The organism is Nocardia sp. NPDC051052 (assembly GCF_044456045.1).
GTDB lineage: Bacteria > Actinomycetota > Actinomycetes > Mycobacteriales > Mycobacteriaceae > Nocardia.
Map to the genome: position 1 here is coordinate 355,479 of NZ_JBITFL010000003.1, position 20,737 is coordinate 376,215.

At 68.3% G+C, this 20,737-nt stretch carries 20 protein-coding genes; 5 read left to right on the plus strand and 15 right to left on the minus strand.

Translation table 11 applies throughout. The annotated features are described in order from the left end of the window. A complete protein-coding gene (locus ACIBCN_RS11965; RefSeq protein ID WP_396991516.1) occupies positions 1 to 1,644 on the minus strand; it encodes an FAD-binding protein in 1,644 nt (547 codons plus the stop codon). Between the two features lie 104 nt (positions 1,645 to 1,748). Here ACIBCN_RS11965 and kstD point away from each other — a divergent pair, with 104 nt between their 5' ends. After that, positions 1,749 to 3,467, plus strand: coding sequence for a 3-oxosteroid 1-dehydrogenase (gene kstD, locus ACIBCN_RS11970; protein WP_396991879.1), 1,719 nt, complete (start codon positions 1,749 to 1,751; stop codon positions 3,465 to 3,467). After that, entirely contained in the window at positions 3,467 to 4,333 is an 867-nt protein-coding gene (locus tag ACIBCN_RS11975; protein WP_396991517.1) for a MaoC/PaaZ C-terminal domain-containing protein, read from the plus strand. Before kstD ends, ACIBCN_RS11975 begins: the two co-directional genes overlap by 1 nt. Positions 4,334 to 4,374: 41 nt before the next feature. On the opposite strand, the gene ACIBCN_RS11980 is transcribed toward ACIBCN_RS11975, so the two are convergent. The 6 genes from ACIBCN_RS11980 to zapE form a co-directional block, all read right to left on the minus strand. After that, positions 4,375 to 4,857: a hypothetical protein gene (locus tag ACIBCN_RS11980; protein WP_396991518.1), complete on the minus strand. Its 483-nt coding sequence runs from the start codon at positions 4,855 to 4,857 to the stop codon at positions 4,375 to 4,377. Then, a complete protein-coding gene (locus tag ACIBCN_RS11985; RefSeq protein ID WP_396991519.1) occupies positions 4,854 to 6,128 on the minus strand; it encodes a DUF58 domain-containing protein in 1,275 nt (424 codons plus the stop codon). Before ACIBCN_RS11985 ends, ACIBCN_RS11980 begins: the two co-directional genes overlap by 4 nt. Positions 6,129 to 6,201: 73 nt before the next feature. Further along, positions 6,202 to 7,164, minus strand: a complete 963-nt coding sequence (locus ACIBCN_RS11990; RefSeq protein ID WP_396991520.1) for an AAA family ATPase — start codon at positions 7,162 to 7,164, stop codon at positions 6,202 to 6,204. A gap of 29 nt (positions 7,165 to 7,193) precedes the next feature. Then, a complete protein-coding gene (locus ACIBCN_RS11995; protein WP_396991521.1) occupies positions 7,194 to 7,691 on the minus strand; it encodes a hypothetical protein in 498 nt (165 codons plus the stop codon). Next, the gene (locus ACIBCN_RS12000; RefSeq protein ID WP_396991522.1) at positions 7,688 to 8,632 is read right to left on the minus strand and encodes a DUF4129 domain-containing protein; all 945 of its coding nucleotides are present in this window, start codon (positions 8,630 to 8,632) and stop codon (positions 7,688 to 7,690) included. The genes ACIBCN_RS11995 and ACIBCN_RS12000 overlap by 4 nt, the downstream gene beginning before the upstream one ends. A gap of 149 nt (positions 8,633 to 8,781) precedes the next feature. Then, positions 8,782 to 9,807 (minus strand): cell division protein ZapE, encoded by a 1,026-nt coding sequence (zapE, locus tag ACIBCN_RS12005; protein WP_396991523.1) that lies wholly within the window; start codon positions 9,805 to 9,807, stop codon positions 8,782 to 8,784. 62 nt (positions 9,808 to 9,869) lie between these two features. Between zapE and ACIBCN_RS12010 the strand changes: the two genes are divergently transcribed. Continuing rightward, positions 9,870 to 10,457 carry a TetR/AcrR family transcriptional regulator gene (locus tag ACIBCN_RS12010; protein WP_396991524.1) on the plus strand — a complete coding sequence of 196 codons (588 nt, stop codon included), beginning with the start codon at positions 9,870 to 9,872 and terminating at the stop codon, positions 10,455 to 10,457. On the opposite strand, the gene ACIBCN_RS12015 is transcribed toward ACIBCN_RS12010, so the two are convergent. Both ACIBCN_RS12015 and ACIBCN_RS12020 read right to left on the minus strand, forming a co-directional pair. Continuing rightward, positions 10,458 to 10,985, minus strand: coding sequence for an NUDIX domain-containing protein (locus ACIBCN_RS12015; protein ID WP_396991525.1), 528 nt, complete (start codon positions 10,983 to 10,985; stop codon positions 10,458 to 10,460). It abuts the gene before it with no gap. Between the two features lie 37 nt (positions 10,986 to 11,022). After that, positions 11,023 to 11,598, minus strand: coding sequence for a TetR/AcrR family transcriptional regulator (locus ACIBCN_RS12020; protein WP_396991526.1), 576 nt, complete (start codon positions 11,596 to 11,598; stop codon positions 11,023 to 11,025). 92 nt (positions 11,599 to 11,690) lie between these two features. On the opposite strand from ACIBCN_RS12020, the gene ACIBCN_RS12025 reads away from it, so the two are divergent. Beyond that, the gene (locus ACIBCN_RS12025; RefSeq protein WP_396991527.1) at positions 11,691 to 12,827 is read left to right on the plus strand and encodes an agmatine/peptidylarginine deiminase; all 1,137 of its coding nucleotides are present in this window, start codon (positions 11,691 to 11,693) and stop codon (positions 12,825 to 12,827) included. A gap of 1 nt (position 12,828) precedes the next feature. On the opposite strand, the gene ACIBCN_RS12030 is transcribed toward ACIBCN_RS12025, so the two are convergent. Genes ACIBCN_RS12030 through ACIBCN_RS12055 form a run of 6 tightly spaced genes read right to left on the minus strand, consistent with a single transcriptional unit; the run spans position 12,829 to position 19,858 of the window. Beyond that, entirely contained in the window at positions 12,829 to 14,001 is a 1,173-nt protein-coding gene (locus ACIBCN_RS12030) for a lipid-transfer protein (protein ID WP_396991880.1), read from the minus strand. Positions 14,002 to 14,050: 49 nt separating this feature from the next. Next, complete coding sequence (locus tag ACIBCN_RS12035) at positions 14,051 to 14,470, minus strand: MaoC family dehydratase (RefSeq protein WP_396991528.1); 420 nt, start codon at positions 14,468 to 14,470, stop codon at positions 14,051 to 14,053. Beyond that, on the minus strand, positions 14,467 to 15,402 hold the full coding sequence (locus ACIBCN_RS12040) for a bifunctional MaoC family dehydratase N-terminal/OB-fold nucleic acid binding domain-containing protein (RefSeq protein ID WP_396991529.1): 936 nt from the start codon (positions 15,400 to 15,402) through the stop codon (positions 14,467 to 14,469). The genes ACIBCN_RS12035 and ACIBCN_RS12040 overlap by 4 nt, the downstream gene beginning before the upstream one ends. Before the next feature lie 33 nt (positions 15,403 to 15,435). After that, a complete protein-coding gene (locus tag ACIBCN_RS12045; protein ID WP_396991530.1) occupies positions 15,436 to 16,596 on the minus strand; it encodes an acyl-CoA dehydrogenase family protein in 1,161 nt (386 codons plus the stop codon). Then, positions 16,581 to 17,645, minus strand: a complete 1,065-nt coding sequence (locus ACIBCN_RS12050; protein WP_396991531.1) for an acyl-CoA dehydrogenase family protein — start codon at positions 17,643 to 17,645, stop codon at positions 16,581 to 16,583. Before ACIBCN_RS12050 ends, ACIBCN_RS12045 begins: the two co-directional genes overlap by 16 nt. Positions 17,646 to 17,704: 59 nt before the next feature. After that, a complete protein-coding gene (locus ACIBCN_RS12055) occupies positions 17,705 to 19,858 on the minus strand; it encodes an acyl-CoA dehydrogenase family protein (RefSeq protein ID WP_396991532.1) in 2,154 nt (717 codons plus the stop codon). Positions 19,859 to 19,997: 139 nt separating this feature from the next. Here ACIBCN_RS12055 and kstR point away from each other — a divergent pair, with 139 nt between their 5' ends. Then, a complete protein-coding gene (gene kstR / locus ACIBCN_RS12060) occupies positions 19,998 to 20,645 on the plus strand; it encodes a cholesterol catabolism transcriptional regulator KstR (protein WP_396991533.1) in 648 nt (215 codons plus the stop codon). Positions 20,646 to 20,737: the final 92 nt, after the last annotated feature.

Sequence of the window (20,737 nt, forward strand, 5' to 3'; positions counted from 1 at the left end):
CTAGTTTCCCTTCCCTATTGCTTGATCGAGCGTCCCGAGTTGATCGGACAGCACCGCTTGTTCGCCTGCCGCGGACCGACCGGCCCGGCGGCCGGAGAAGATGCAGTCCGACAGCGACAGCCCGCTGACATAAGACTCCGAGCAGATGCCGATGGCGGTCCTACCGGCCGCGAAAAGCCCTGGAATATCGTTTCCAGCAGTCGATTTCACCGCGCCGGTGTGCTCGTCCACGACGATGCCGCCGAGGGTGAGCATCGGGCACGGATTGGCCAGGCTCGGTTTGATGCCCACATCCAACAACCAGAACGGCCCGGTGTGCAGCGGTTTGGTGAACTCGGCCGGCTTGCCGACCGGGTCCGGGGTGCCGTGTTCGATCGCGGCATTGTGCGCGTCCACCGTCGCCCGCAATCCGATCACGTCGATCCCGGCCTTCGCCGCGACGGCCTCGAGGGTGGCGCCGCGAATGGCGGTGCGCCGCATCGCCTCGAACTGCCCGCGCTGGAACCAGGCGCCCTGCTTGCCGATCTGGCCGATGGCGGTCCGCATCAGCTCGTCGTCGGCGAGTAGCCAGCCTTTGCCGTCGTGTTCGGTGATGAGCGCGTGGCCGACCGCGGCGCCGTATCTGGTCTCGTCGATGACCCGAAGGCCCGCGGCATCGACCAGCACCGCGCCGGTAAACGCGCTGGGCGGCAGCAGGAATCGCCACGCGGACACATTGCCCATTCGATCGGTGGCCGCGCCGACCCGCTGGGCGAGCAGGATGCCGCTGCCGTCGTCGCCGGTGGTGCCGAGCGCGAGCCCGCCGCGATAGGCCGGCGCGTATTCGCGCAGCATGCCTCGGTTGGCGATGAACCCACCGGCGCTGAGCACCACGCCACGCCTGGCGAGCACGTGAATTGTCTTGCCGTACTGCCGATCCAATCGGTCCAGCCGCTTTTCCAGCGCGGCGCGCAGCGGCGGGTAGTAGATGCCGGGCTTGGCGGCGACCTTCGCCATCCGCGTGTACCGCTCGCGGACCCGGCCCGGTGCGTCACGCAACGTCCGGCACTCGACGCCGATCACCGTGCCCGCTTCGTCGAGGATCAGTTGGGTTACCTGCGTGAGGGTTTCGACTCGGACGCCGAGCCGGGAAGCGGCGGCGGCGAGCGGACCCGTGAGCTGCTTGCCGGAGGTACCCTTGCCCTTGACCCGATGCCCGCGCTGCGCCGCCGGGATGTCGCGGAACGCGCCGGAGATCTCACTGCCCGAGTAATACAGGTAGTAGCTGTCGTTCGGATACGACGTCTTGTACGGGCACAGCGACGCCTCGAACGGAACGCCATGGCCCTTCAGCCACTCGATCATCGCCGGGCTGCCGTCCACGAAACGGCGCAGCGTCTCGGGCGACACCGCGGCGCCGACCTCACGCTCCAGGTACGCGAGCATCGCCTCGGGCGTATCCGCGACACCGGCCTCGCGCTGCACCGACGTCCCGCCGCCCGCGTAGATGATGCCGCCGGACAACGCCGACGCCCCGCCACCGGCGAACCGCTCCAGCGCGAGCACCTGCGCGCCCTCGGCCGCCGCTTCCAGCGCGGCGGCGGCACCGGCCGCGCCGTACCCGACGACGACCACGTCGGCAACCAGGTCCCAATCGAACCCCATGTAGTTCACTCCGGTCTGAAACTGAAACGAGTTTCTCAGCAAGCGGAAAGCCAAGTAAGTCTTCTGCCACACAACATAGACCAATGGCCGCATCATTCTATAACGTGTTCTACATGATTGATCGGGAATACGATGTGGTGGTCGTCGGCAGCGGCGCTGCGGGCATGACCGGCGCCCTCACCGCCGCCCACCACGGGCTCAGCGTGGTGCTCATCGAGAAGGCCGCGCACTACGGCGGGTCCACCGCACGCTCCGGCGGTGGCGTCTGGATCCCCGGCAACAAGGCGCTGCGCGCGTCCGGCCGACCTGACGACCGCGAGGTGGCACGCACCTACCTGCACAGCATCATCGGCGACGTGGTGCCCAAGGAACGGATCGACACCTACATCGACCGGGGTCCGGAGGCGTTCGACTTCGTGCTCGACCACACCCCGCTGAAGATGAAGTGGGTGCCTGGCTACTCCGACTACTACCCCGAGGCGCCGGGCGGGCTCGGCGAGGGCCGCTCGTGCGAACCCGCGCCGTTCAATGCCAAGGTGCTCGGCGCGGAACTGGCCAACCTGGAGCCGCCCTACGCCAAGGCGCCGCTGAACGTAGTCGTGATGCAGGCCGACTTCGTCCGGCTCAACCTGATCCGCAGGCATCCGAAGGGCATCGCGCGGGCACTGCGGGTCGGCGCGCGCGCCTACTGGGCCAAGGCCACCGGCAAGCACATCCTCGGCATGGGCCAGGCGATCATCGCCGCCATGCGCAAGGGACTGCTCGACGCGAATGTGCCGGTGCTGCTGAACACCCCGCTGACCGGGCTGGTGGTGGAGGACGGCGTGGTCACCGGGGTCGAGGCCGAACACGAGGGCGAGCAGGTCACCTTCACCGCGCGGCACGGCGTGGTACTCGGTACCGGCGGCTTCGAGCACAACGCCGAGCTGCGCACCAAGTACCAGCGCCAGCCCATCACCACCGAGTGGACCACCGGCGCGGCCGCCAACACCGGCGACGGCATCGTCGCGGGCATGGCGGCGGGCGGCGACGTCGGCTTCATGGAGGACGCCTGGTGGGGTCCGACCATCTTCAAGGGTGGGCGGCCGTGGTTCGCGCTGGCCGAGCGCAATCTGCCGGGCACCATCATGGTCAACGCCGAGGGCAAGCGGTTCGGCAACGAGTCCGCGCCCTACGTCGAGGCCGTGCACACCATGTACGGCGGCGAGTACGGCCAGGGCGACGGGCCGGGCGAGAACATCCCGGCCTGGCTGGTTTTCGACCAGCGCTACCGCAACCGCTACATCTTCGCCGGTCTGCAGCCAGGACAGCGTTTTCCGGCGCGCTGGATGGAGAACGACAACATCGTCAAGGCGGACACCATCGAGGAGCTGGCCACCAAGATCGGCGTGCCCTCGGCCGACCTCGCCGCCACCGTCGCCCGCTTCAACACCTTCGCCGAGACCGGGAAGGACGCCGACTACGGCCGCGGCGACAGCCACTACGACCGGTACTACGGCGATCCGACGGTGCAGCCGAACCCGTGCCTCGCGGCGCTGGTGCAAGGCCCGTTCTATGCCGCCAAGATCGTGCCCGGCGACCTGGGCACCAAGGGTGGCCTGGTCGCCGACACCTCGGGCCGGGTGCTGCGCGAGGACGGCAGCCCGATCCAAGGGCTGTACGCCGCGGGCAACAGCTCGACTCCGGTGATGGGTCACACCTACGCGGGCCCCGGTGCCACCATCGGACCCGCGCTCACCTTCGGCTACCTGGCCGTGCTCGACATCGTCGAGAAGCGAGCCGCACAGCCGACCCGTCCGCTGCCGAGCAACAAGGAATCCTGATGCCCATCGATCCGAAAGTCGCGCTCGGGGCGCAACTTCCGAGCCGCGAATTCGCGTGGACACCGTCCGATGTGCAGCTGTACCAGCTGGGGCTCGGCGCGGGCACGCGATGGACCGATCCGGCCGAGCTGCGCTACCTCGACGACCGCGGGCCGCAGGTGCTGCCGACGTTCGCGACGGTAGCGCCGACCCTGCACGAGACCGAACCGCCGCGGGTCAGCTTCCCCGGCATCGACATCGACCTGGCGAAGGTGGTGCACGGCCATCAGGAGGTGGAGGTGCACCGCCCGATCCCGGCGTCGGGCAAGGCGACGAGCACGGGGCGGATCACCGAGCTCTGGGACAAGGGAGCCGCGGCGGTGGTGGTGCAGGAGCAGACCGTCACCGGTTCCGACGGTGCGCCGCTGTGGACCGCGCGATCCTCGATCTTCGCGCGCGGTGAAGGCGGCTTCGGTGGCGAGCGTGGGCCGAGCACCAAGACCGAACTGCCCGATCGCGCACCGGATTTCGACGTGACGACGCCGACGCTGCCGCAGCAGGCGCTGCTCTACCGCATGTGCGGCGACCGTAATCCGCTGCACTCGGATCCCGAATTCGCCCGCGCCGCTGGGTTTCCCGCGCCCATCCTGCATGGGTTGTGCACGTACGGCATCGTCTGCAAAACGGCCACCGACACCGTGCTCGGCGCGGATGCGAGCCGGGTCACCGGATTCCGGGCCCGCTTCGCGGGTGTGCTCTATCCGGGCGAGACGATCCGCACGCGCATTTGGCAGCAGGACGACGCATTGACTATCGCCGCGACAGTCGTCGAGCGCGAGGACGCGCCCGTCCTCGGCGACGTGACCCTGCGGTTCCGATCCGCCTGACATTCCCGCGCGCCCCCTGATCCATCTCGCACGCGACTAGGTCAGGGGGTGTGTGGCTGTGTTTGGGGCGCGCCCGCCGGGCGGGGCTCGCCACCGTTGCGGGCGCGGCGGATCGCCGCACCGTGGACTACCAAGGCGTACAACAGGATTACCAGTATCGGCGCCGCGAGCGGAGCCCACGCCAGGCGCAGCGGCAGCAGGGCGGCACCGACGCCCGCGGCGGCGAAGCCGACCGCGCCGGTCACCGACGGCACCGTGGTCGGGACAACGCCGTGCGGTGCGGTGACGGTGGCGGCGTTGAGAAGATAGGTGGTGGCGACCAGTCCCGTTGCCGCGGCCGCGAGTACGCCGGGATTCGCGACGGCGAGCACGCCGACGGCCGACAGCACGGCCGCGACGGCGACCGGACGAAACCACCAGCCGAGCGCGACCAGGACCAGGGCTGGAACGGCGGCCCATGGCTCCAGCAGCGCCACCGACGTCACCAGCAATACACCCGACAGGACGGCGAGGAATCTGGTCATCGGCGCACCCGCACGGTGCGGCGGTGCTCGGGTAGCACGCGCATGATCTGATCGAGCCGGGTGTCGGCGGGCCAGGCCACGATGTCGACGCCGACGGTGCCCATGTCGCGGTACATGGAGGCCCGCTCGAGCTGCCACATCTTGGCAAGGGTCGGATCGAGCGATCCACGAAACGGTGTGCCGCGCAAGACATCCACCACGACGACGACGTGTCCGCGTTTGCGAAGATCGATCAGCGCGAGCGCGAACTGGGTGTCGAGCAGGGTGGAGAAGGCGACCACGATGGCGCCGAGCGGCACGGCCGAGTGTGGCGCCAGGGTGCCGGTGGTGGGGATGTACTCGTCGCCGACGTCGAGCACGGTGTCGACGATCCGATAGAACTGGCGCCGCCCGATATCCGGGCGCAACCAGCGCGGCCCCCGGCCGAGGCAGACGACCGCGGTCCGGTCACCGGCCTGCAAGGTGGATTGGACCACCTGTGCCGCGCCGCGCACCGACAGTTCGAGGGAATCGGTGGCCGGGCCCGGCGCCTGCTGCGAGGTGTCTACCAGCACAACGACATCCGCGGAACGGTTGGTCAGCCGCTCGGTGACGTACAGCCTGCCGCGCCGCGCACTCACCGGCCAGTTGACGATGCGCAGCTGGTCACCTGGCGCGTAGGCGCGGATATCGGCGTACTCGACGCCCGGTCCGTGCCGCCGGGTCAGGTGGGTGCCGAGCCGCTCGGGAAGTTCGGTGCGCGGCAACCGCATTCGCTGCGGATCGGTGATCGGATAGACGAACAGTTGCCCGGCGGGCAGCACGACGTTCGCGACCGCCAGGCCCGCCGGACTGAGCGCGGACACCCGCACCGACACCGGATAGCGGCCCCACCGATCCGCCGACAGGGCGAGTCGCAGACCGGCCGGCGCGAGGCCGGAATCACTGGCCTCCTCGACCTCGAAACCCAGTGCCGCGACCATTTCCGGCTTCAGCCGCAACAGCGCGTGCCCCCGCTCGACGAACGCGGCGACGGTCAGCACCACCTCTTCGGACTCGAAGCACCGCAGCGTCCCGCCGCCGTCGACCTGGATCTTGGTCGAGGACTGCTGCCACGGCGCGGTGGCGAGCACGCCGAGCAGGGGCGCGGCGAAAACGACGAGCTGCCACCGGCCGAGCACGACCGCGAGCACCAGCGCCACCGCGGCGCAGACGGCCAGCATGAAGACCAACGGTGCCGGGCGCCAACGCAATTCGGCCTCTACCGCAGTGCTGGCGTCGCGATGCCTCATGACTGCGCCTCGCTGGCGCTCGGCTCCGTCATGGACATAGCGCGCTGGCACATGATTCGCTCACTGCGTTCACTCATGTCACAGTGGCGCGCGGAACAGGCAGGCGGCGCAGCAGTTCGGTGATCACGTCCTCGCCGCGGATCCGGCGCACCCACATCTCCGGCCGCAGGGTGATCCGGTGCGCCATGGCCGGAATCGCCAGTGCCTTGACGTCTTCCGGAATCACATAGTCGCGGCCGAGCAGCAGCGCGCGGGCCCGCGACATCTGCACCAGGTCCAGTTCAGCGCGGGGGCTCGCGCCGACCTCCACCTGTGGATGCGCCCTGGTGGCCGAGGCGAGCGCGACCACGTAGCTCACCACGTCCGGGTGCACCGTGACGTACTCGACCGATTGGCGCATCTCCATCAGCCCGTTCGCGTCCACCACCTGGGTGACCTGCGGCGTGGTCGAACCACGCTCCAACCGCCGCCGGATCATCTGCTTCTCGTCCTGTTCGGACAGGTAGCCGAGCCGGAGCTGGATCGCGAACCGGTCCAGCTGGGCCTCCGGCAGCGGGTAGGTGCCCTCGTACTCGATCGGGTTGTCCGTCGCGAGCACGATGAAAGGCTGTGGCAGCTGGAAGGTTTCGCCATCGATGCTGACCTGCCCCTCGGCCATCGACTCCAGCAGCGCGGCCTGGGTTTTCGGCGGGGTCCGGTTGATCTCGTCGGCCAGCAGCACGTTGGTGAACACCGGTCCGCGCCGAAAGGTGAAGCGGCCGGAGGTCATGTCGTAGATGGTCGACCCGAGCAGATCGGCGGGTAGCAGGTCGGGCGTGAATTGCACCCGGGTGAACTGCAGGCCGAGCGCCGCGGCGAACGATCTGGCGATCAACGTCTTGCCGAGGCCGGGAAGATCCTCGATCAGCACGTGACCGCCGGCGAGCACCGCGACCATGATCAACCGCATCTCTTCCTGCTTGCCGACGATCACCCGGGATAGCTCCCTGAGCACGGCATCGCTGCGCTGGACAGTGACATCCATCGGCATCGTCATGTGTGTACCCGCACTTGCCTCAACCCATTTCACATTCTCTGCAGGCGGCTCAGGATCTCGTCCAGCGCCGCCCGGCCCGGTGCCCTAGTGGTCTGATCACGCAATGCCGAATTGGCCGGGTCCACCCAGCGCCACAGTTCCGGCCCGAACAGATGGATACCCGCCGCCTCGGTCGCTCGGCGGTTCTTCGCGACCCGCTGCCCGCTGGATAGCTCGAACTCCTTGGCCAGCAAGGGACGTAGGTGCCGGTCCCAGTCGGCCCGGGTGCCGTCGGCCCGGTCGGCGAGCATCTGCGCCCTGGCGTGCCAGCGGCGCAGCATCTCGGCCGGGCCGTTCTCGATCTCGTCGATATCCTGGTAGCCGCGTGGTTCCGCACGTTCCAGCAGCGACCAGACGAGCCAGCCGAAGGCGACCGCGACGGGTACCGCCGCGACGAACAACAGCACCCCGCGTGCCCGGTCGAGGGTGACGATCTCGATCAGCGCGACGACGATCGCGGCGCTGACGACGATGGCCGTTCGATTCAAGCTGCCGCCTCTCCTTGCAAGTCCGCCAGGACGATTCGCAACAGTTGCTCGGCGCGCATCCGCTGCCATTCGAGCATCGCGTGCGGGCTGAACCTGGCCTCCTCGAACAGCGAGACCAGTTCCCGCGCGGACGCGTCGTGCAGCGCGCCGCGCTCGAACGCGCGGGCCAGCACTTCCATCGGGGTGTCCGAGGCCAGCGGGGCGGCGGCCCGATCGAAGGCGAGGCCGCGTTCCATCGCGACATAGCAGGCGATGATCGCGGCGCGTGGCTCTTGACCGGGCACATTCATTGCGGCCAAGCCCATTTCGGCCGCCCTGGCCAGCGAGTCCACCGCGGTCGGTGCGACCGGGACCAAGGGCAGTGCCGCAGGCGCGGGCCTACGCCGCGCGGCCACCGTGACCACGACCAGGCCTGCGATGGCCACGCCGACCAGCGCGGCGGCCGCGATGGCGGTCAGTAGCAAGGCGGTGCCGGTCAGTTCGGCAGGGGTGCTGCCGGGGTCCGGCGCGCTGGTGGCGAACTCGGCCGGTGGCTGGCCGGTGGTCGGGGCCGATGCCGGTGGTGGGGGCGCGCTTTCGCGTCCCGTGCCGACGAAGAACACCGCGGCCGCGGCCGCCAGAATGAGGACGAAGACCGCGAGGCCGGCCAGCACCAGTAGGCCGACGCGGCCGAGGCGCCACTGCTGACGGTCGGTGTCGCGGTCGGGCTCGGGCATGGCCAGCGGCAGGCGGTGCTGGCTGGCGATCACCCCGGCGAGCAGGATCACCATGGACACGGTGAGCAGCACCGGCATCAGCGCCACCGACAATGCCGAAGAGGCGGGGCGATTATCGCGGGATTCGGTCACTCCTGGGATGTATCCGTGCAGGGTGATCGCGGCAAGGACCAGCAGCGTGATCAGCACGATCACGCGCATTATCGGCGCTCGCGCCCCGGCCACTGATTACCACCAAATCTGAGTACTGCACAAAACAGCCACATAGTTACATGCCGGGCGGTCCGCTCGGGAGGGAATCGAATACTTCGGAATACATCCTCTTAAACCGTGCATGCTGCTGCTCAGACCCAGGTCGGCCGCGTCGTGCGCAACTATCCGACGCGGGAAGGTACTAATTGGGATAGTTCACAAAGACGGCTGGCGAGTCGCGCGATATCGGGGACATTCCGGACACCGCCGGTCAGGTCCGCCAAGGGGACTCGGGCCCGCAGGGTCAGTGCCAGATCGGCGTCGTAGAGCACGTCGACCACGTTGACGAAACGCATCGCCCAGTCGGCTGGGACGTCGCGCAGGGGTGGCACGTCGCAGATGGTCCACCGCCGGAAGCGCTGGGCCAGTTCGACATAGTCGGCGGTGGCGGTGGGAGTGCCGCACAGCGAGGCGAATTCGATGGTGAGTGTGTCATCGGCGGTGGATCGGGCGCGCAGTCGGCGGGTGCCGATCTGGATCTGGATTGTGTCCGGATTCGCGTGATCCCGAGTCGTGCGATCGGCTGCCCGATCGTGACGGTCCGCAGGATCGCTTTGATAACGACCGGCCGCGAAACCTGTTCGGCGGTCCGGTGATCGGTTCACCCGAGTGCGATAGTCCATCGGACCGTTGACCGAAATCACGTCCAGGTTCGCTACGATCCGCGCGATCGTCGGCAGAAACCGCTCGTGGAACAGCGGATTCGGCAACAGGTCCTCGGGTGGGTAATTCGACGTCACCACCAGAATCACTCGGCGCTTGAACAATGCGTCGAGCATTCGAGCGATGAGCATCGCATCACCGATGTCGTGCACATGGAATTCGTCGAAGCAGACCAGGCGCGCGTCGCCGAGCAACGAGTCGACCGCCTTATCGATGGAACCGCAATCATGCGCTGCCGCGTGCAACCGGACAAAGAACTGATGAAAGTGAAAGCGCCGCTTGCGTTCCGAAGCGACCCCGGCAAAGAACCGGTCCATCACCATCGTCTTCCCCCGCCCCGGCCGCCCATACAAATAAATCCCCCGATGCCGCCGCACCGGCCTCCCCCGCCGATCCACCAGCTCCCCCAGCCGCGCCACCGCCCGCTCCTGATCCGCGTCCAGGACAATCCGCGCGGCCACGTCCGTTTCACCGTTGATTTCCATGACACCTCCCTGTCCTCTACATTTGTAGAGGACCTGCTGAGGCGAGGCCAGGAAAGGTGACCATGTCCACAACCGACCGGCGCACCCTGATCGTCGATGCCGCGATCGATCTGATTGCGCACCAAGGCATTCGAGCGCTCACCCATCGAGCCCTCGACACCGCGCTCGAGCTCCCCGCAGGCTCGGCCTCGTACTACTTCCGCACGAAACGCGCGCTCATCGAGGCGATCGTGGACCGGATCACGACCCGATCCCGCGACGACTTCACGGCGGCTCAACTCGCCCCGACCGGTCCTATCGTTGCCGATACCATCGCGGCCGGCATCGCGGTGTGGCTCGATCACCTGGTGGCCGAACGCCGCAATCAGCTCATCGCCCGCCACGCTCTGATCCTCGACCTACTGTCGGACCCCGAGCTGCGCACGCGCTTGGCGCGCAGCCTGTTCTCGGCCGAGCGGGCCCGAGAATTGTTCCACGCCATGGGCATCGCCGACCCCGCGACCGCCGCCGCCGACTTCATCGCCCTACTCGAAGGCGCTGTCTTCGACCGATTCGCGGGAAACCGCGCCGATCTCACGCCGGGCACCCCCGAGAGCGTCCGCCAGTTCGCCACTCCGCTGACGATCTACTTGCGCGGAGTCATCGCCTAGTCAATCGAGATCCGCGCCTCGGGCATGGTCCCCCCACTCAGGCAGGTTCAGCTCGATATCCTCGGCCCCATCAGGCAAGCCGAGCAGCTCGGCGGCGTACCAGCCGCGTTCGCTGTAGGTGGCACCGGTGAAATGGGCGCGGATGCCCGCGGCGGGGTAGGCGATGATGGCGTCGGGGAGGGCGTCCAAGGGGAACCAGCGGAGCTCGTGGCATTTGTCGGGTTCGCGGTTGGTGGGGTTGCCGGTCCAGTGGCGGGCTTCGAAGAAGAGACCGAGGCGGGGGTCGCGGCCGGAGCCGACCACGTGGGAGGTGTGGATGTGGCGCAGGTCGGCGGGTGCGATGTGGACGCCGGTTTCCTCGTTCGCCTCGCGGACCGCGGCGGCGGTGGCGGATTCGCCCGCCTCGAGTTTGCCCGCGGGGAGATGCCAGCGGCCGTCGAATTCGTCGTCGCTGCGGCGCTTGCTGAGCAGCAGGCGGCCGTCGCGGATGAGCAGGACGTGGACGTCGACCAGGTGCCGAGCGGTCATGGGGCTCCTCAGGTGCGGCGATCGTGCTGTGTCGAACTTACCGTCGCACGCCTAGTTCGAGAGCGATTGCGCCGCGCACCAATTCACGGGCCCTGGCCAGTTCGACGGTGCCGCTGAGCCAGCGCATGCTGATGCCCTCGACCAGCGCGGTGAGCCGCTCGGCGGCATCGGCGGGCACGACCTCGGCGGGGACGGTGCCGCGTTCCTTGGCGTTGCGGATCAGGCCGCTCAAGTGGTCGGTCCAGCCAACGGTGGCATCGCGGAGTTGATCGCGCAGCTCCGGCTGGAAGACGGCGGTGGCGCGGGATTCGCCCCACGCGGTGCTGTTCTCGATGACCAGCGGGGTGTCCTGCAGCTCGAGCAGCAGCAGTTCCCGGAGGTGGCCGAGCGGATCGGCGGCGGCGTCGACGTCGGATTCGGTGTAGCGCTCGGCCCTGGTGCTGATGAAGTCGAGGGTCTGCGCGAGCAGGCCCGCTCGGTCCTTGAAGTGGTAGTAGATCAGCGAGGTGGAGACACCGGCCGCTTCGGCCAGCTCCTCCACCCGCAGGCCACGGATACCGCGTTGGGCGACCACCCGGGCGGCCGACTCCAGGATCGAATCACGACGAGACATGCGGACAATGGTACCGTGAAATCCTGACTGAAATTTCAGTCGGGATCTTTGACCAGGATCCTCGACTATCGGAGCCCGTGATGGAGAACGACATGTCCCGCCGATCTGCCTTCAGCGTCTTGGCCGGTCTGTTCGCCGCAGGCGTCTCGGCATGCGGCTCATCCCAGCCCTCCACCGCCGCCAAGTCCGGCACCTCCGAGCCGCAGCAGGCGGGGCCCGGTGGCCGGTTCGGCGCCGAGTGGGAGAGCCATGCGCGCACCTACATGTCCTGGCCCGCCCAGGCGGCGATCTGGGGCCGATACCTCGGCGACGTCCGCGAGGACATCGCCGGACTGGCTCAGGAGATCGCCGAGTACGAGCAGGTCGTGATGCTGGCCAGGGACGATCAGCGCGACGCGGCACAGCGGGCGTGCGGCGGCGGCGTCGAGGTGATTTCGCTTGCGGTGGACGACCTCTGGGCGCGCGACACCATCCCGGTCTTCGTCGAGCAGGCAGGCAAGGTGGTCGGAGTCGATCTGGGCTTCAGCGGCTGGGGCAACAAGCAGCGGCACGACAACGACGGCCCGCTCGGCCGGAAACTGTTGTCGCGCTATCAGATTCCCCGCTATCAGGCCCCGTTCGTCGCCGAGGGCGGCGCACTGGAGACCGACGGCGAGGGCACCCTGCTCGTCACCGAGAGCTCGATCGTCAACGACAACCGCAATCCCGGCAAGAGCCGCGACCAGCTCGAGGCCGAGCTGAAGCGGACCCTCGGCATCGAGAAGGTGATCTGGTGCGCGGGCGTGCGCGGCGAGGACATCACCGATGCCCACATCGACTGCCTGGTCCGCTATGTGGCCCCCGGAGTCGTGCTGCTGGACACCGCGTTTCCCGGCTCGCCCGCCGACTCGTGGTCACGTTCGAGCGAGCAGGCCAGGCAGGTGCTCGCCGAGGCCACCGACGCGCGCGGACGCACACTGCGGGTGATCGACCTGCCACAGCCCGATCCCGACGAGATCACCGGCGAGGGTGCGGAATTCGTGTCCAGCTACGCGAACTTCTACATCGCCAACGGCGCGGTGTTCCTGCCCGAGTTCGGTGACCGGCGGGCCGACGACCGGGCACAGGGCATCCTGCGCGATCACCTGCCGGGCCGGGACATCGTCCCGGTCCCGATCGATGAGATCGCCGCGGGCGGCGGCGGCATCCACTGCTCGACGCACGACCAGCCGGGCGCGCCGAGCCACTAGCTCAGTTGGCGCTGAGCACCAATCCCGAGGTCGGTACGCCGGTACCCGCGGTGACCACGATGTTCTCCAGGTTCTCGACCTGGTTCACCGAGGAGCCGCGAATCTGGCGGACCGCCTCGGCGATTCCGTTCATGCCGTGGATGTAGGCCTCGCCGAGCTGTCCGCCGTGCGTGTTCAGCGGCAGCCTGCCACCGACTTCGATGGCACCGTCGGCGATGAAGTCCTTGGCCTCGCCACGACCGCAGAAACCGAGTTCTTCCAGCTGCATGAGGACGAACGGGGTGAAGTGGTCGTAGAGGATGGCGGCCTGCATATCCGCAGGGCGCAAACCACTTTGGGTCCAGAGCTGGTCGCCGACCAGACCCATCTCCGGCAGGCCGGACATCGCGTCGCGGTAGTAGCTGGTCATGACGTACTGGTCGGCGCCGGAACCCTGTGCGGCGGCGGTGATCACCGCCGGACGCTGCGGCAGATCGCGGGCGCGTTCGGCACTGGTGACCACGATCGCGACGCCACCGTCGGACTCCTGGCAGCAGTCGAGCAGGTGCAGCGGTTCGGCGATCCACCGCGAATTCTGGTGGTCCTCCAGGGTGATCGGCTTGCCGTAGAAGAACGCGTCCGGGTTCACCGCGGCGTGCTTGCGGTCGGCCACCGCGACGCGACCGAAATCCGCACTGGTGGCGCCGTATACGTGCATGTAACGCCGGGCGACCATGGCGACCTGCGCGGCGGGCGTGCCGAGACCCTGCGGGTAGGACCAGCCCGCGTCGATCCCCGACGAGGTGGGGGCGGACGCGAGCGCGGTGGAGAACTGGCCGAATCGCGACACCGAACGCTCGTTGAAGGCGCGGTAGGCGACCACCACATCGGCGACGCCGGTGGCCACCGCCATGGCGGCCTGCTGGATGGTGGCGCAGGCCGCGCCGCCGCCATATCCGATGTGGCTGAAGAACTTCAGCTGCGGGATGCCGACTGCCCTGGCGACGGCGGCCTGGGTGTTGGTGTCCATGGTGAACGTGGTCAGGCCGTCGACGTCGTCGGGCGTCAGGCCCGCATCGGCCAGCGCCGCGGTGACCGCCTCGGCGGCCAACCGTAATTCGCTGCGGCCGGAGTCCTTGGAGAAGTCGGTGGCGCCGATGCCGACGATGGCCGCGCGGCCCGAGATACTCGGCATCGCGGAACGATTCGCTGAGGGGTGGCGGTCGGGCGACGGGTTGGCCTGCTCACTCATGCGAACTCCGGTAAGTGATAACGGCTTTCGCCGTGATGTGGTCGCCGAGGCTGTCCTTGCCGACCACGTCGATGTGGATGTCGCCGCCGTCGATGGCGGTCACGGTGCCGGTCAGGATGAGCGTGTCGTTGGCGTACAGCGGCACGCCGAGACGCAGCGAGATCGACTTCACCACCGCGCGCGGCCCGGCCCAGTCGGTGACGAACCGCTGCACAATGCCGGTGTCGGTCAGGATGTTGACGAAGATATCCTTGGAACCGCGGGCGACCGCCTTGTCCCTGTCGTGGTGCACATCCTGAAAGTCCCTGGTGGCCAACGCGGTACTGACCACGAAGGTGGGATCGGCGAGGATTGCCAACTCGGGCAGCTCGGTACCGACCCGCACGGCGGCCGGTTCGACGGTCGTTGTCATGCGATCACCTCCCAGAAGGGTAGCGTCGCCTCGTCGTCGAGCTTCTCGAACGCCACCTGGACCGGCAGGCCGACCTCGACCTCCGCCGGATCGATACCGCGCAGTTCCCCGAGCATGCGCACTCCTTCCGCCAATTCGACCAGCGCGACCACGAACGGCAGTTGCCGCCCGGGCACTTTCGGCGCGTGGTGCACCACGTAGCTGAATACGGTGCCGCGCCCCGACGCGACGACGTAGTCGGTCTGCTCCGACTTGTCCTTCCACAGGGCGGGGATCGGCGGATGCCGCAGCGAACCGTCGGGCAGCTTCTGAATGCGCAGCTCGCCCGCTTTCGTGCCCGCCCAGAAGAATTCGGTGTCCAAGGAGACCAGCGGCTTGACCCGTGCCCCGGCCGGTGCCGCGGGCGCGGCGGTGCCCGGCGCGAATTTCAGCAGCCGGAACAGCATTTCGGCGACCAGCTCGTCGCCGACGTGCCAGCTGGTCAGGAAGGTGACGAACCAACCCTCCCCCAGCGCCGTCCGCTTCGGACCGCGGATCTCGGACAACCTGCTGGTCGCCGAAACCTGCTCGCCGACATTGAGATACCGGTGGTAGGTCTGCTGGCAGTCGGTGGCGACGACGGAGGTGTATCCGGCCGCGTCCAGCAGTTCGGTGGCCTCGCCCATCGGATCGTCCGTCGGGCGAACACCGTTGAGTCCGAACATGGTCCATACCTGGGCCATCGCGGGCGGTGCGACGATGCCGGGGTGCCCGGCCTCCTTCGCGGCCGCCTCGTCGACGTAGATGGGGTTGGTATCGCCAAGCGCCTCGACCCAGTTGTTGATCATCGGCTGGTTCACCGGATCACGCGCGAGACGCGGCGTGCAATCACCGACCGCCTTGATCCGTTCCGCCTCGGCGACAATCGCTTCCGGACTGGTGGTTCCCGGCACGCGCGGCTCCTTCTCGACTAGCACTTGCGATGGCTATCTGGGTACTCGTGGCAGCTTCAGGCCGGCCGTGGCGACCAGCTCGCGCATCACCTCGTTGACACCGCCGCCGAAGGTCACCGTCAGGTTCTGTTTGGTCCGCCGGTCCAGCCAGGTGAGCAGCTGTGCGGTGCCTGCTTCGGCGGGATCGCCGTAGCGGCCGACGATCTCCTCGGCGAGCCTGCCCGCCTCCTGTAGCGATTCGGTGGAGAACACCTTGGTGGCCGACGCATCGGCGATCACGCTGGACTGGTCGCCGTCGACAGTCGCGGCCACTTGCCAGTTCAACAGCTCGTTCAACCGGACCATGGCATGAATGCGGCCGAGCGAGCGGCGCACATCGATCTCGCCGAGCGCGCCACGTAGCTGCGCCCAGTCCCGCACTCGGTCGTAGAGCTGCTCGATCTTGCCGGACGGGCCGAGGCTGACCCGCTCGTGATTGAGCTGGGTGGTGATCAGCCGCCAGCCCGCGTTCTCCTCGCCGACCAGCATGTCCGCGGGCACCCGGACATCGTCGTAGTAGGTCGCGTTGGTGTGGTGCGCGCCATCGCAGGTGATGATCGGCGTCCAGCTATAGCCGGGATCGGTGGTGTCCGCGATCAGGATGGTGATGCCGCGGTGCCGCGACTCGACCGATCCGGTGCGGCAGGCGAGCCAGATGAAGTCCGCCTCGTGCGCGCCGGTGGTGAAGTACTTCTGCCCGTTGACAACCCAGTCGCCGGCGGAATCGCGCACGGCGGAGGTTCGTAACGAGGCCAGGTCGGTGCCCGCCTCCGGCTCGGAGTATCCGATCGCGAAATGAATGTCACCGGAAAGGATTCCGGGGAGGAACTTCTTTTTCTGGGCGTCGGTACCGAACTGTTGCAGTGTCGGGCCGACCGTGAACAGCGTGACCAGCGGCAGCGGAACATCCGCGCGCACCGCCTCATTGAAGAAGATCTGCTGCTCGACGGGACCGAAACCCTGCCCGCCGTACTGCTTGGGCCAGCCGACGCCGAGCCAGCCGTCGCGGCCCATCCGGCGCACCACGTCGCGGTAGGCGTCGCCGTGCCGGTTCACCGCCATCGCGGCTTCCTCGTCCGGCGTGACGAGATCAGCGAAATACGAACGCAATTCGCCGCGCAGCTGACGCTGCTCGGCGGTCAGATCGATGAACATCTGGCCCCCAGTCGATCCAGCCGGAACGATGCGCCGCCGAGCCAGCGGGCGATGTCCTTGGCCTGTGAGTAGTAGCGGTGCATCGGGTGGGTGATGTCCACGCCGAGACCGCCGTGCAGGTGATGACACTTCTGCATGGCGGCGGGCAGGTCGGCGGCCACGCAGTAGGCGAGCACGTCGAGGTCGTCGTCGATCCGCGTCTGGTGCTCCTGGCTCGCATCATCCTGCGCCAGTGCCCAATTCGCCGATACCGCCGCGACGTGCAGGGTGCGCGAGACGACGTACAGATCGGCGATCTGCTGAGCGACCGCCTGGAATTCGGCCAGCGGCCTGCCGAATTGCCGCCTGGTTCGCAGATGTTCGGCGGTCAGCACGAGCGCGCCCTTCAGCAGCCCGTCCGCGACGGCGCCGATCGATGCCAGGGCTAGTCGGTGCAGGTCGGCCAGGCCACCGGGTAGTAGCTGCTCGGCCGGGATCTGCACCCGGTCCAGCCGCACGGTGCATTCGGGGATGCCACCGGAGACCGGCGACGGCACCCGGATCAACCCCTTGGCGTCCGAATCGATCAGCGCGATACCGGAATTGGTCGGAATCAGCAGCCAGCGGGCCTCCTCCGCGTACGGCACGGCGACCTTGTGGCCGGTGATCCGCACCGAATCGCCGTCGATGACCGCCGCCGTCTCCGGCTTGACCGCGAACGGCGCGGCCGGTTCGCTGAGCGCGGCGGTGAGCACCGCGCCCTCGGCGACCTCGCGGAACACCCGCTCGGCCAGGCTGTCCGGCAGCAGCGACCGTAGCGGCAGCAGCCCGAAGCCCAACGTCGGCAGCGTGGGCACCGCGACGGCGTCGGTCGCCAGCTCGGTCAGCAGCACCGACACCTCGGGCAGGCCCATGCCGTCACCGCCGAAACGCTCCGGCACCGCGACCGAAAGCAGCCCGCTGTCGACCAGGCTCGGCCACAACGCGAAATCACGGGCCGATTCCCGCTCCAATAAACTCACGACGACCTCGGCCACCGCGTCCTGGCCCTCGTCCCTGGTGAAATCCACGCTTTACTCCAGTCAAGTTCAGTATCGCTCCGCGATTCGATGGCGGCGGGTGGGCTTGCCTAGCTGTCCGCGTCGCGCGGTAGCCCGAGAATCCGCTCACCGGCAACGGTCAGCAAGATTTGTTCGGTGCCGCCCGCAATCGATAAACAGCGTGTGAGCAGGAATTCTTTTACCACTTCCGCGTCCTGAGCACCGGCGGGACCTGCCGTCTCGACGGCGAATTCCGCGACCGCCTGACGATGCCGGACGCCGACGAGTTTGCGCACGCTGCTTTGGGCGCCCGGGTCGGCCCCCGCCAGCATTTTGACGGCGGCGCGCTGCTCGAGCAGTAGCCCGGCGATCGCCTCGGCGACGAATCCGCCGAGCCGGTCGTTCACCAATTCCGCGCCGGGCCCGGCCGCGGGCGATTTCGCGATCAGCTCTTCGAGCTCGGGCCCGATGCCGTTGCCGCCCATCGCCACCCGCTCGGTCGACAGCGTGGACCGAGCGATCTTCCAGCCGTTGTTCAGTGCGCCGACCACGCCGTCGTCCGGGACGAAGACGTCGTCGAGGAACACCTCGCTGAACCGCGCCTCGCCGGTGATCTGCACCAGCGGACGCACTTGCAGTCCCGCGCTGTGCATGTCGACGAGGAAGTAGCTGATACCGCGATGTTTCGGTGCGTCGGGATCGGTGCGGGCCAGGCAGATCGCCCAGTTGGCCTTGTCGCCCAACGAGGTCCACACCTTCTGCCCGTTCAGCACCCAGCCGCCGTCCACCTTCTTCGCGGTGGTGCGCAACGCGGCCAGGTCGGACCCGGCGCCCGGTTCGCTGAACAGCTGGCACCAGACGACCTCGCCGCGCAGGGTCGGCCAGGCGAAGCGATCGATCTGCTCCGCAGTGCCGTGCTGCAGCAGCGTGGGGATGGCCCAGCCGCCGATGGCCAGGTCGGGCCCGGCGAGTCCGGCGCGCCGCAATTCTTCCGAAATCAGCAGGCCCGTCATCGGATCCGCACCGCGGCCGTACGGGTGCGGCCAGTGCGGCATGGCAAGACCGGCGTCGACCAACGCGCCGGGCTGCTGGTCGACGGGCAGCGCGGCGATCCGCGAAACCTCCGCCGCCAGCTCGTCGGCGCTGTTGCCGTCAACGGCCGCGACGCCTTCGGCGGCGAAGATCCGATCGGCACCGGTGGTCCGTCGTCGGCCGGCCCGGGTCAGTTCGGTCAGCCTGGCCCGCCAGCGCGCCGACCCGCCGAGCAGCTGGCGCAGCGCCACGGCCCGGCGCAGGTACAGATGCGCGTCGTGCTCCCAGGTGAAGCCGATGCCACCGAGCACCTGAACGCAGTCCTTCGCGGTATCGACCGCGGCGTCCAGCGAAATGGCGGCGGCGATGGCGGCCGCGACGGCCAGCTCCGCGCCGCCCTCGTCGACCGCGGCCGCGGCGTCGGCCGCGACGGCACGGATCAGTTCGGCCCGGCACAGCATCCAGGCGCAGATGTGCTTGACGGCCTGGAACGAGCCGATCTTGCGGCCGAATTGCTCACGGACCTTGGCATATTCGACCGCGGTTTCCAGGCACCAGCCCGCAACTCCGGCCAGCTCGGCGGCGGCCAGCACCACCACCAGATCCTCGACCGGGTGCGGCGAGGCGAATATCTGATCGGCCGGTACCCGCACGTCGGCGCAGTGCACGCGAGCGAGCGGCGTGCTCAGGTCGAGCGGCGAAAGCGATTCGATCCGAAGCCCTTCGGCGTTCGGCGGCAGCAAGACCCAGCGCTGCCCGTCCGGGAGGGAAACCGGAAGCAGCACAGCGGTTTCCGGTGCCGCGCCGAGGACCGAATCCCAGGAACCGGTGAGCACCAGCTCGCCGTCCGTGGCCGGTAAGCTGACCTGCGCCCCGACAATGAAGTCGAGTGCGACCCCGCACGGCAACTGCTCATCGAGCCGACCCGCGGTGATCAGATTGGCCAGCGCCGTCGCCAGCACCGGCCCGCCGACCAGATCGTGCGCGGCCTGCTCGACCAGCACGGCGAGATCGGCGACCGAGCCGCCCGCCCCGCCCGAGTCCTCGGCCACGGCGACCCGGAAGATGCCCAGATCGGCGAGACCGGGCCAATACGCACGCCAGAAGGCGCTCGGATCGGTTCGCATTGTTGCAATTGGGCGCACCGATCCGGCCCACCCACGCATCGACTCCTGGACGGCTTTATGCTCGTCAGTGGTGGCGATGGTCACACTCCGTACCGCCTTCCCGGCGTGACTCCCACACCTAGAACATGTTCTAATATCCTAGCTGTGCGGAAGTCAAGAGACGACCGCCGAGCCATACTCGGGCCAGTTACACCAACGACGTCTCCGGAAAGGACTCTCACCGATGGCCAGTCCCTCCCGATCGCAGCCGGCCGGATCCACTACCGCACCGGTTACCGCGACGGTTACGACGCTCAGCGAGGACGAGCTGAGTTCGGCCGCGCAGCGGGAACGGCGTAAGCGGATTCTGGACGCGACGCTGGCGCTGGCCTCGAAGGGCGGCTACGACGCGGTGCAGATGCGCGCCGTGGCCGAACGCGCCGATGTCGCAGTCGGGACGCTGTACCGGTATTTCCCCTCGAAGGTGCACCTGCTGGTGTCCGCGCTCTCCCGGGAATTCGAACAGATCGAAGGCAAGCGCAAGCCGCTTGCCGGACAGTCGCCGCAGGAGCGCATGCACCTGCTGCTGCAGCAGATCACCCGGATGATGCAGCGCGACCCGCTGCTCACCGAGGCGATGACGCGGGCGTTCATGTTCGCTGACGCGTCGGCGGCGGCCGAGGTCGATCGGGTCGGCAAGGTGATGGATCGGGTCTTCGCCCGCGCCATGAACGACGGCGAACCCGACGAACGTCAGCTGGCCATCGCCAGGGTGATCAGCGATGTGTGGCTGTCCAACCTGGTCGCCTGGCTCACCCGGCGCGCCTCGGCGACCGACGTGACCGAGCGGCTCGAGCTGACCGTCGATCTGTTGCTCGGCGACCGCGCCTAGCATTCGGACAGCCAGCGCATACCCGGCAAATCCTGAACGGCTGCCGGGTTCGTGCGGAAGATCACATTCGAGCCGAAGGCGGGCCGGGCGCA

Excerpts from the sequence above, each read along its gene's own strand:
- ACIBCN_RS11965 (WP_396991516.1), bottom strand. The coding sequence starts at position 1,644 with ATGGGGTTCGATTGGGACCTGGTTGCCGACGTGGTCGTCGTCGGGTAC.
- ACIBCN_RS11975 (WP_396991517.1), top strand. The coding sequence starts at position 3,467 with ATGCCCATCGATCCGAAAGTCGCGCTCGGGGCGCAACTTCCGAGCCGC.
- ACIBCN_RS11980 (WP_396991518.1), bottom strand. The coding sequence starts at position 4,857 with ATGACCAGATTCCTCGCCGTCCTGTCGGGTGTATTGCTGGTGACGTCG.
- ACIBCN_RS11985 (WP_396991519.1), bottom strand. The coding sequence starts at position 6,128 with ATGAGGCATCGCGACGCCAGCACTGCGGTAGAGGCCGAATTGCGTTGG.
- ACIBCN_RS11990 (WP_396991520.1), bottom strand. The coding sequence starts at position 7,164 with ATGACGATGCCGATGGATGTCACTGTCCAGCGCAGCGATGCCGTGCTC.
- zapE (WP_396991523.1), bottom strand. The coding sequence starts at position 9,807 with ATGGAAATCAACGGTGAAACGGACGTGGCCGCGCGGATTGTCCTGGAC.
- ACIBCN_RS12010 (WP_396991524.1), top strand. The coding sequence starts at position 9,870 with ATGTCCACAACCGACCGGCGCACCCTGATCGTCGATGCCGCGATCGAT.
- ACIBCN_RS12015 (WP_396991525.1), bottom strand. The coding sequence starts at position 10,985 with ATGACCGCTCGGCACCTGGTCGACGTCCACGTCCTGCTCATCCGCGAC.
- ACIBCN_RS12020 (WP_396991526.1), bottom strand. The coding sequence starts at position 11,598 with ATGTCTCGTCGTGATTCGATCCTGGAGTCGGCCGCCCGGGTGGTCGCC.
- ACIBCN_RS12025 (WP_396991527.1), top strand. The coding sequence starts at position 11,691 with ATGTCCCGCCGATCTGCCTTCAGCGTCTTGGCCGGTCTGTTCGCCGCA.
- ACIBCN_RS12030 (WP_396991880.1), bottom strand. The coding sequence starts at position 14,001 with ATGCCGAGTATCTCGGGCCGCGCGGCCATCGTCGGCATCGGCGCCACC.
- ACIBCN_RS12035 (WP_396991528.1), bottom strand. The coding sequence starts at position 14,470 with ATGACAACGACCGTCGAACCGGCCGCCGTGCGGGTCGGTACCGAGCTG.
- ACIBCN_RS12045 (WP_396991530.1), bottom strand. The coding sequence starts at position 16,596 with ATGTTCATCGATCTGACCGCCGAGCAGCGTCAGCTGCGCGGCGAATTG.
- kstR (WP_396991533.1), top strand. The coding sequence starts at position 19,998 with ATGGCCAGTCCCTCCCGATCGCAGCCGGCCGGATCCACTACCGCACCG.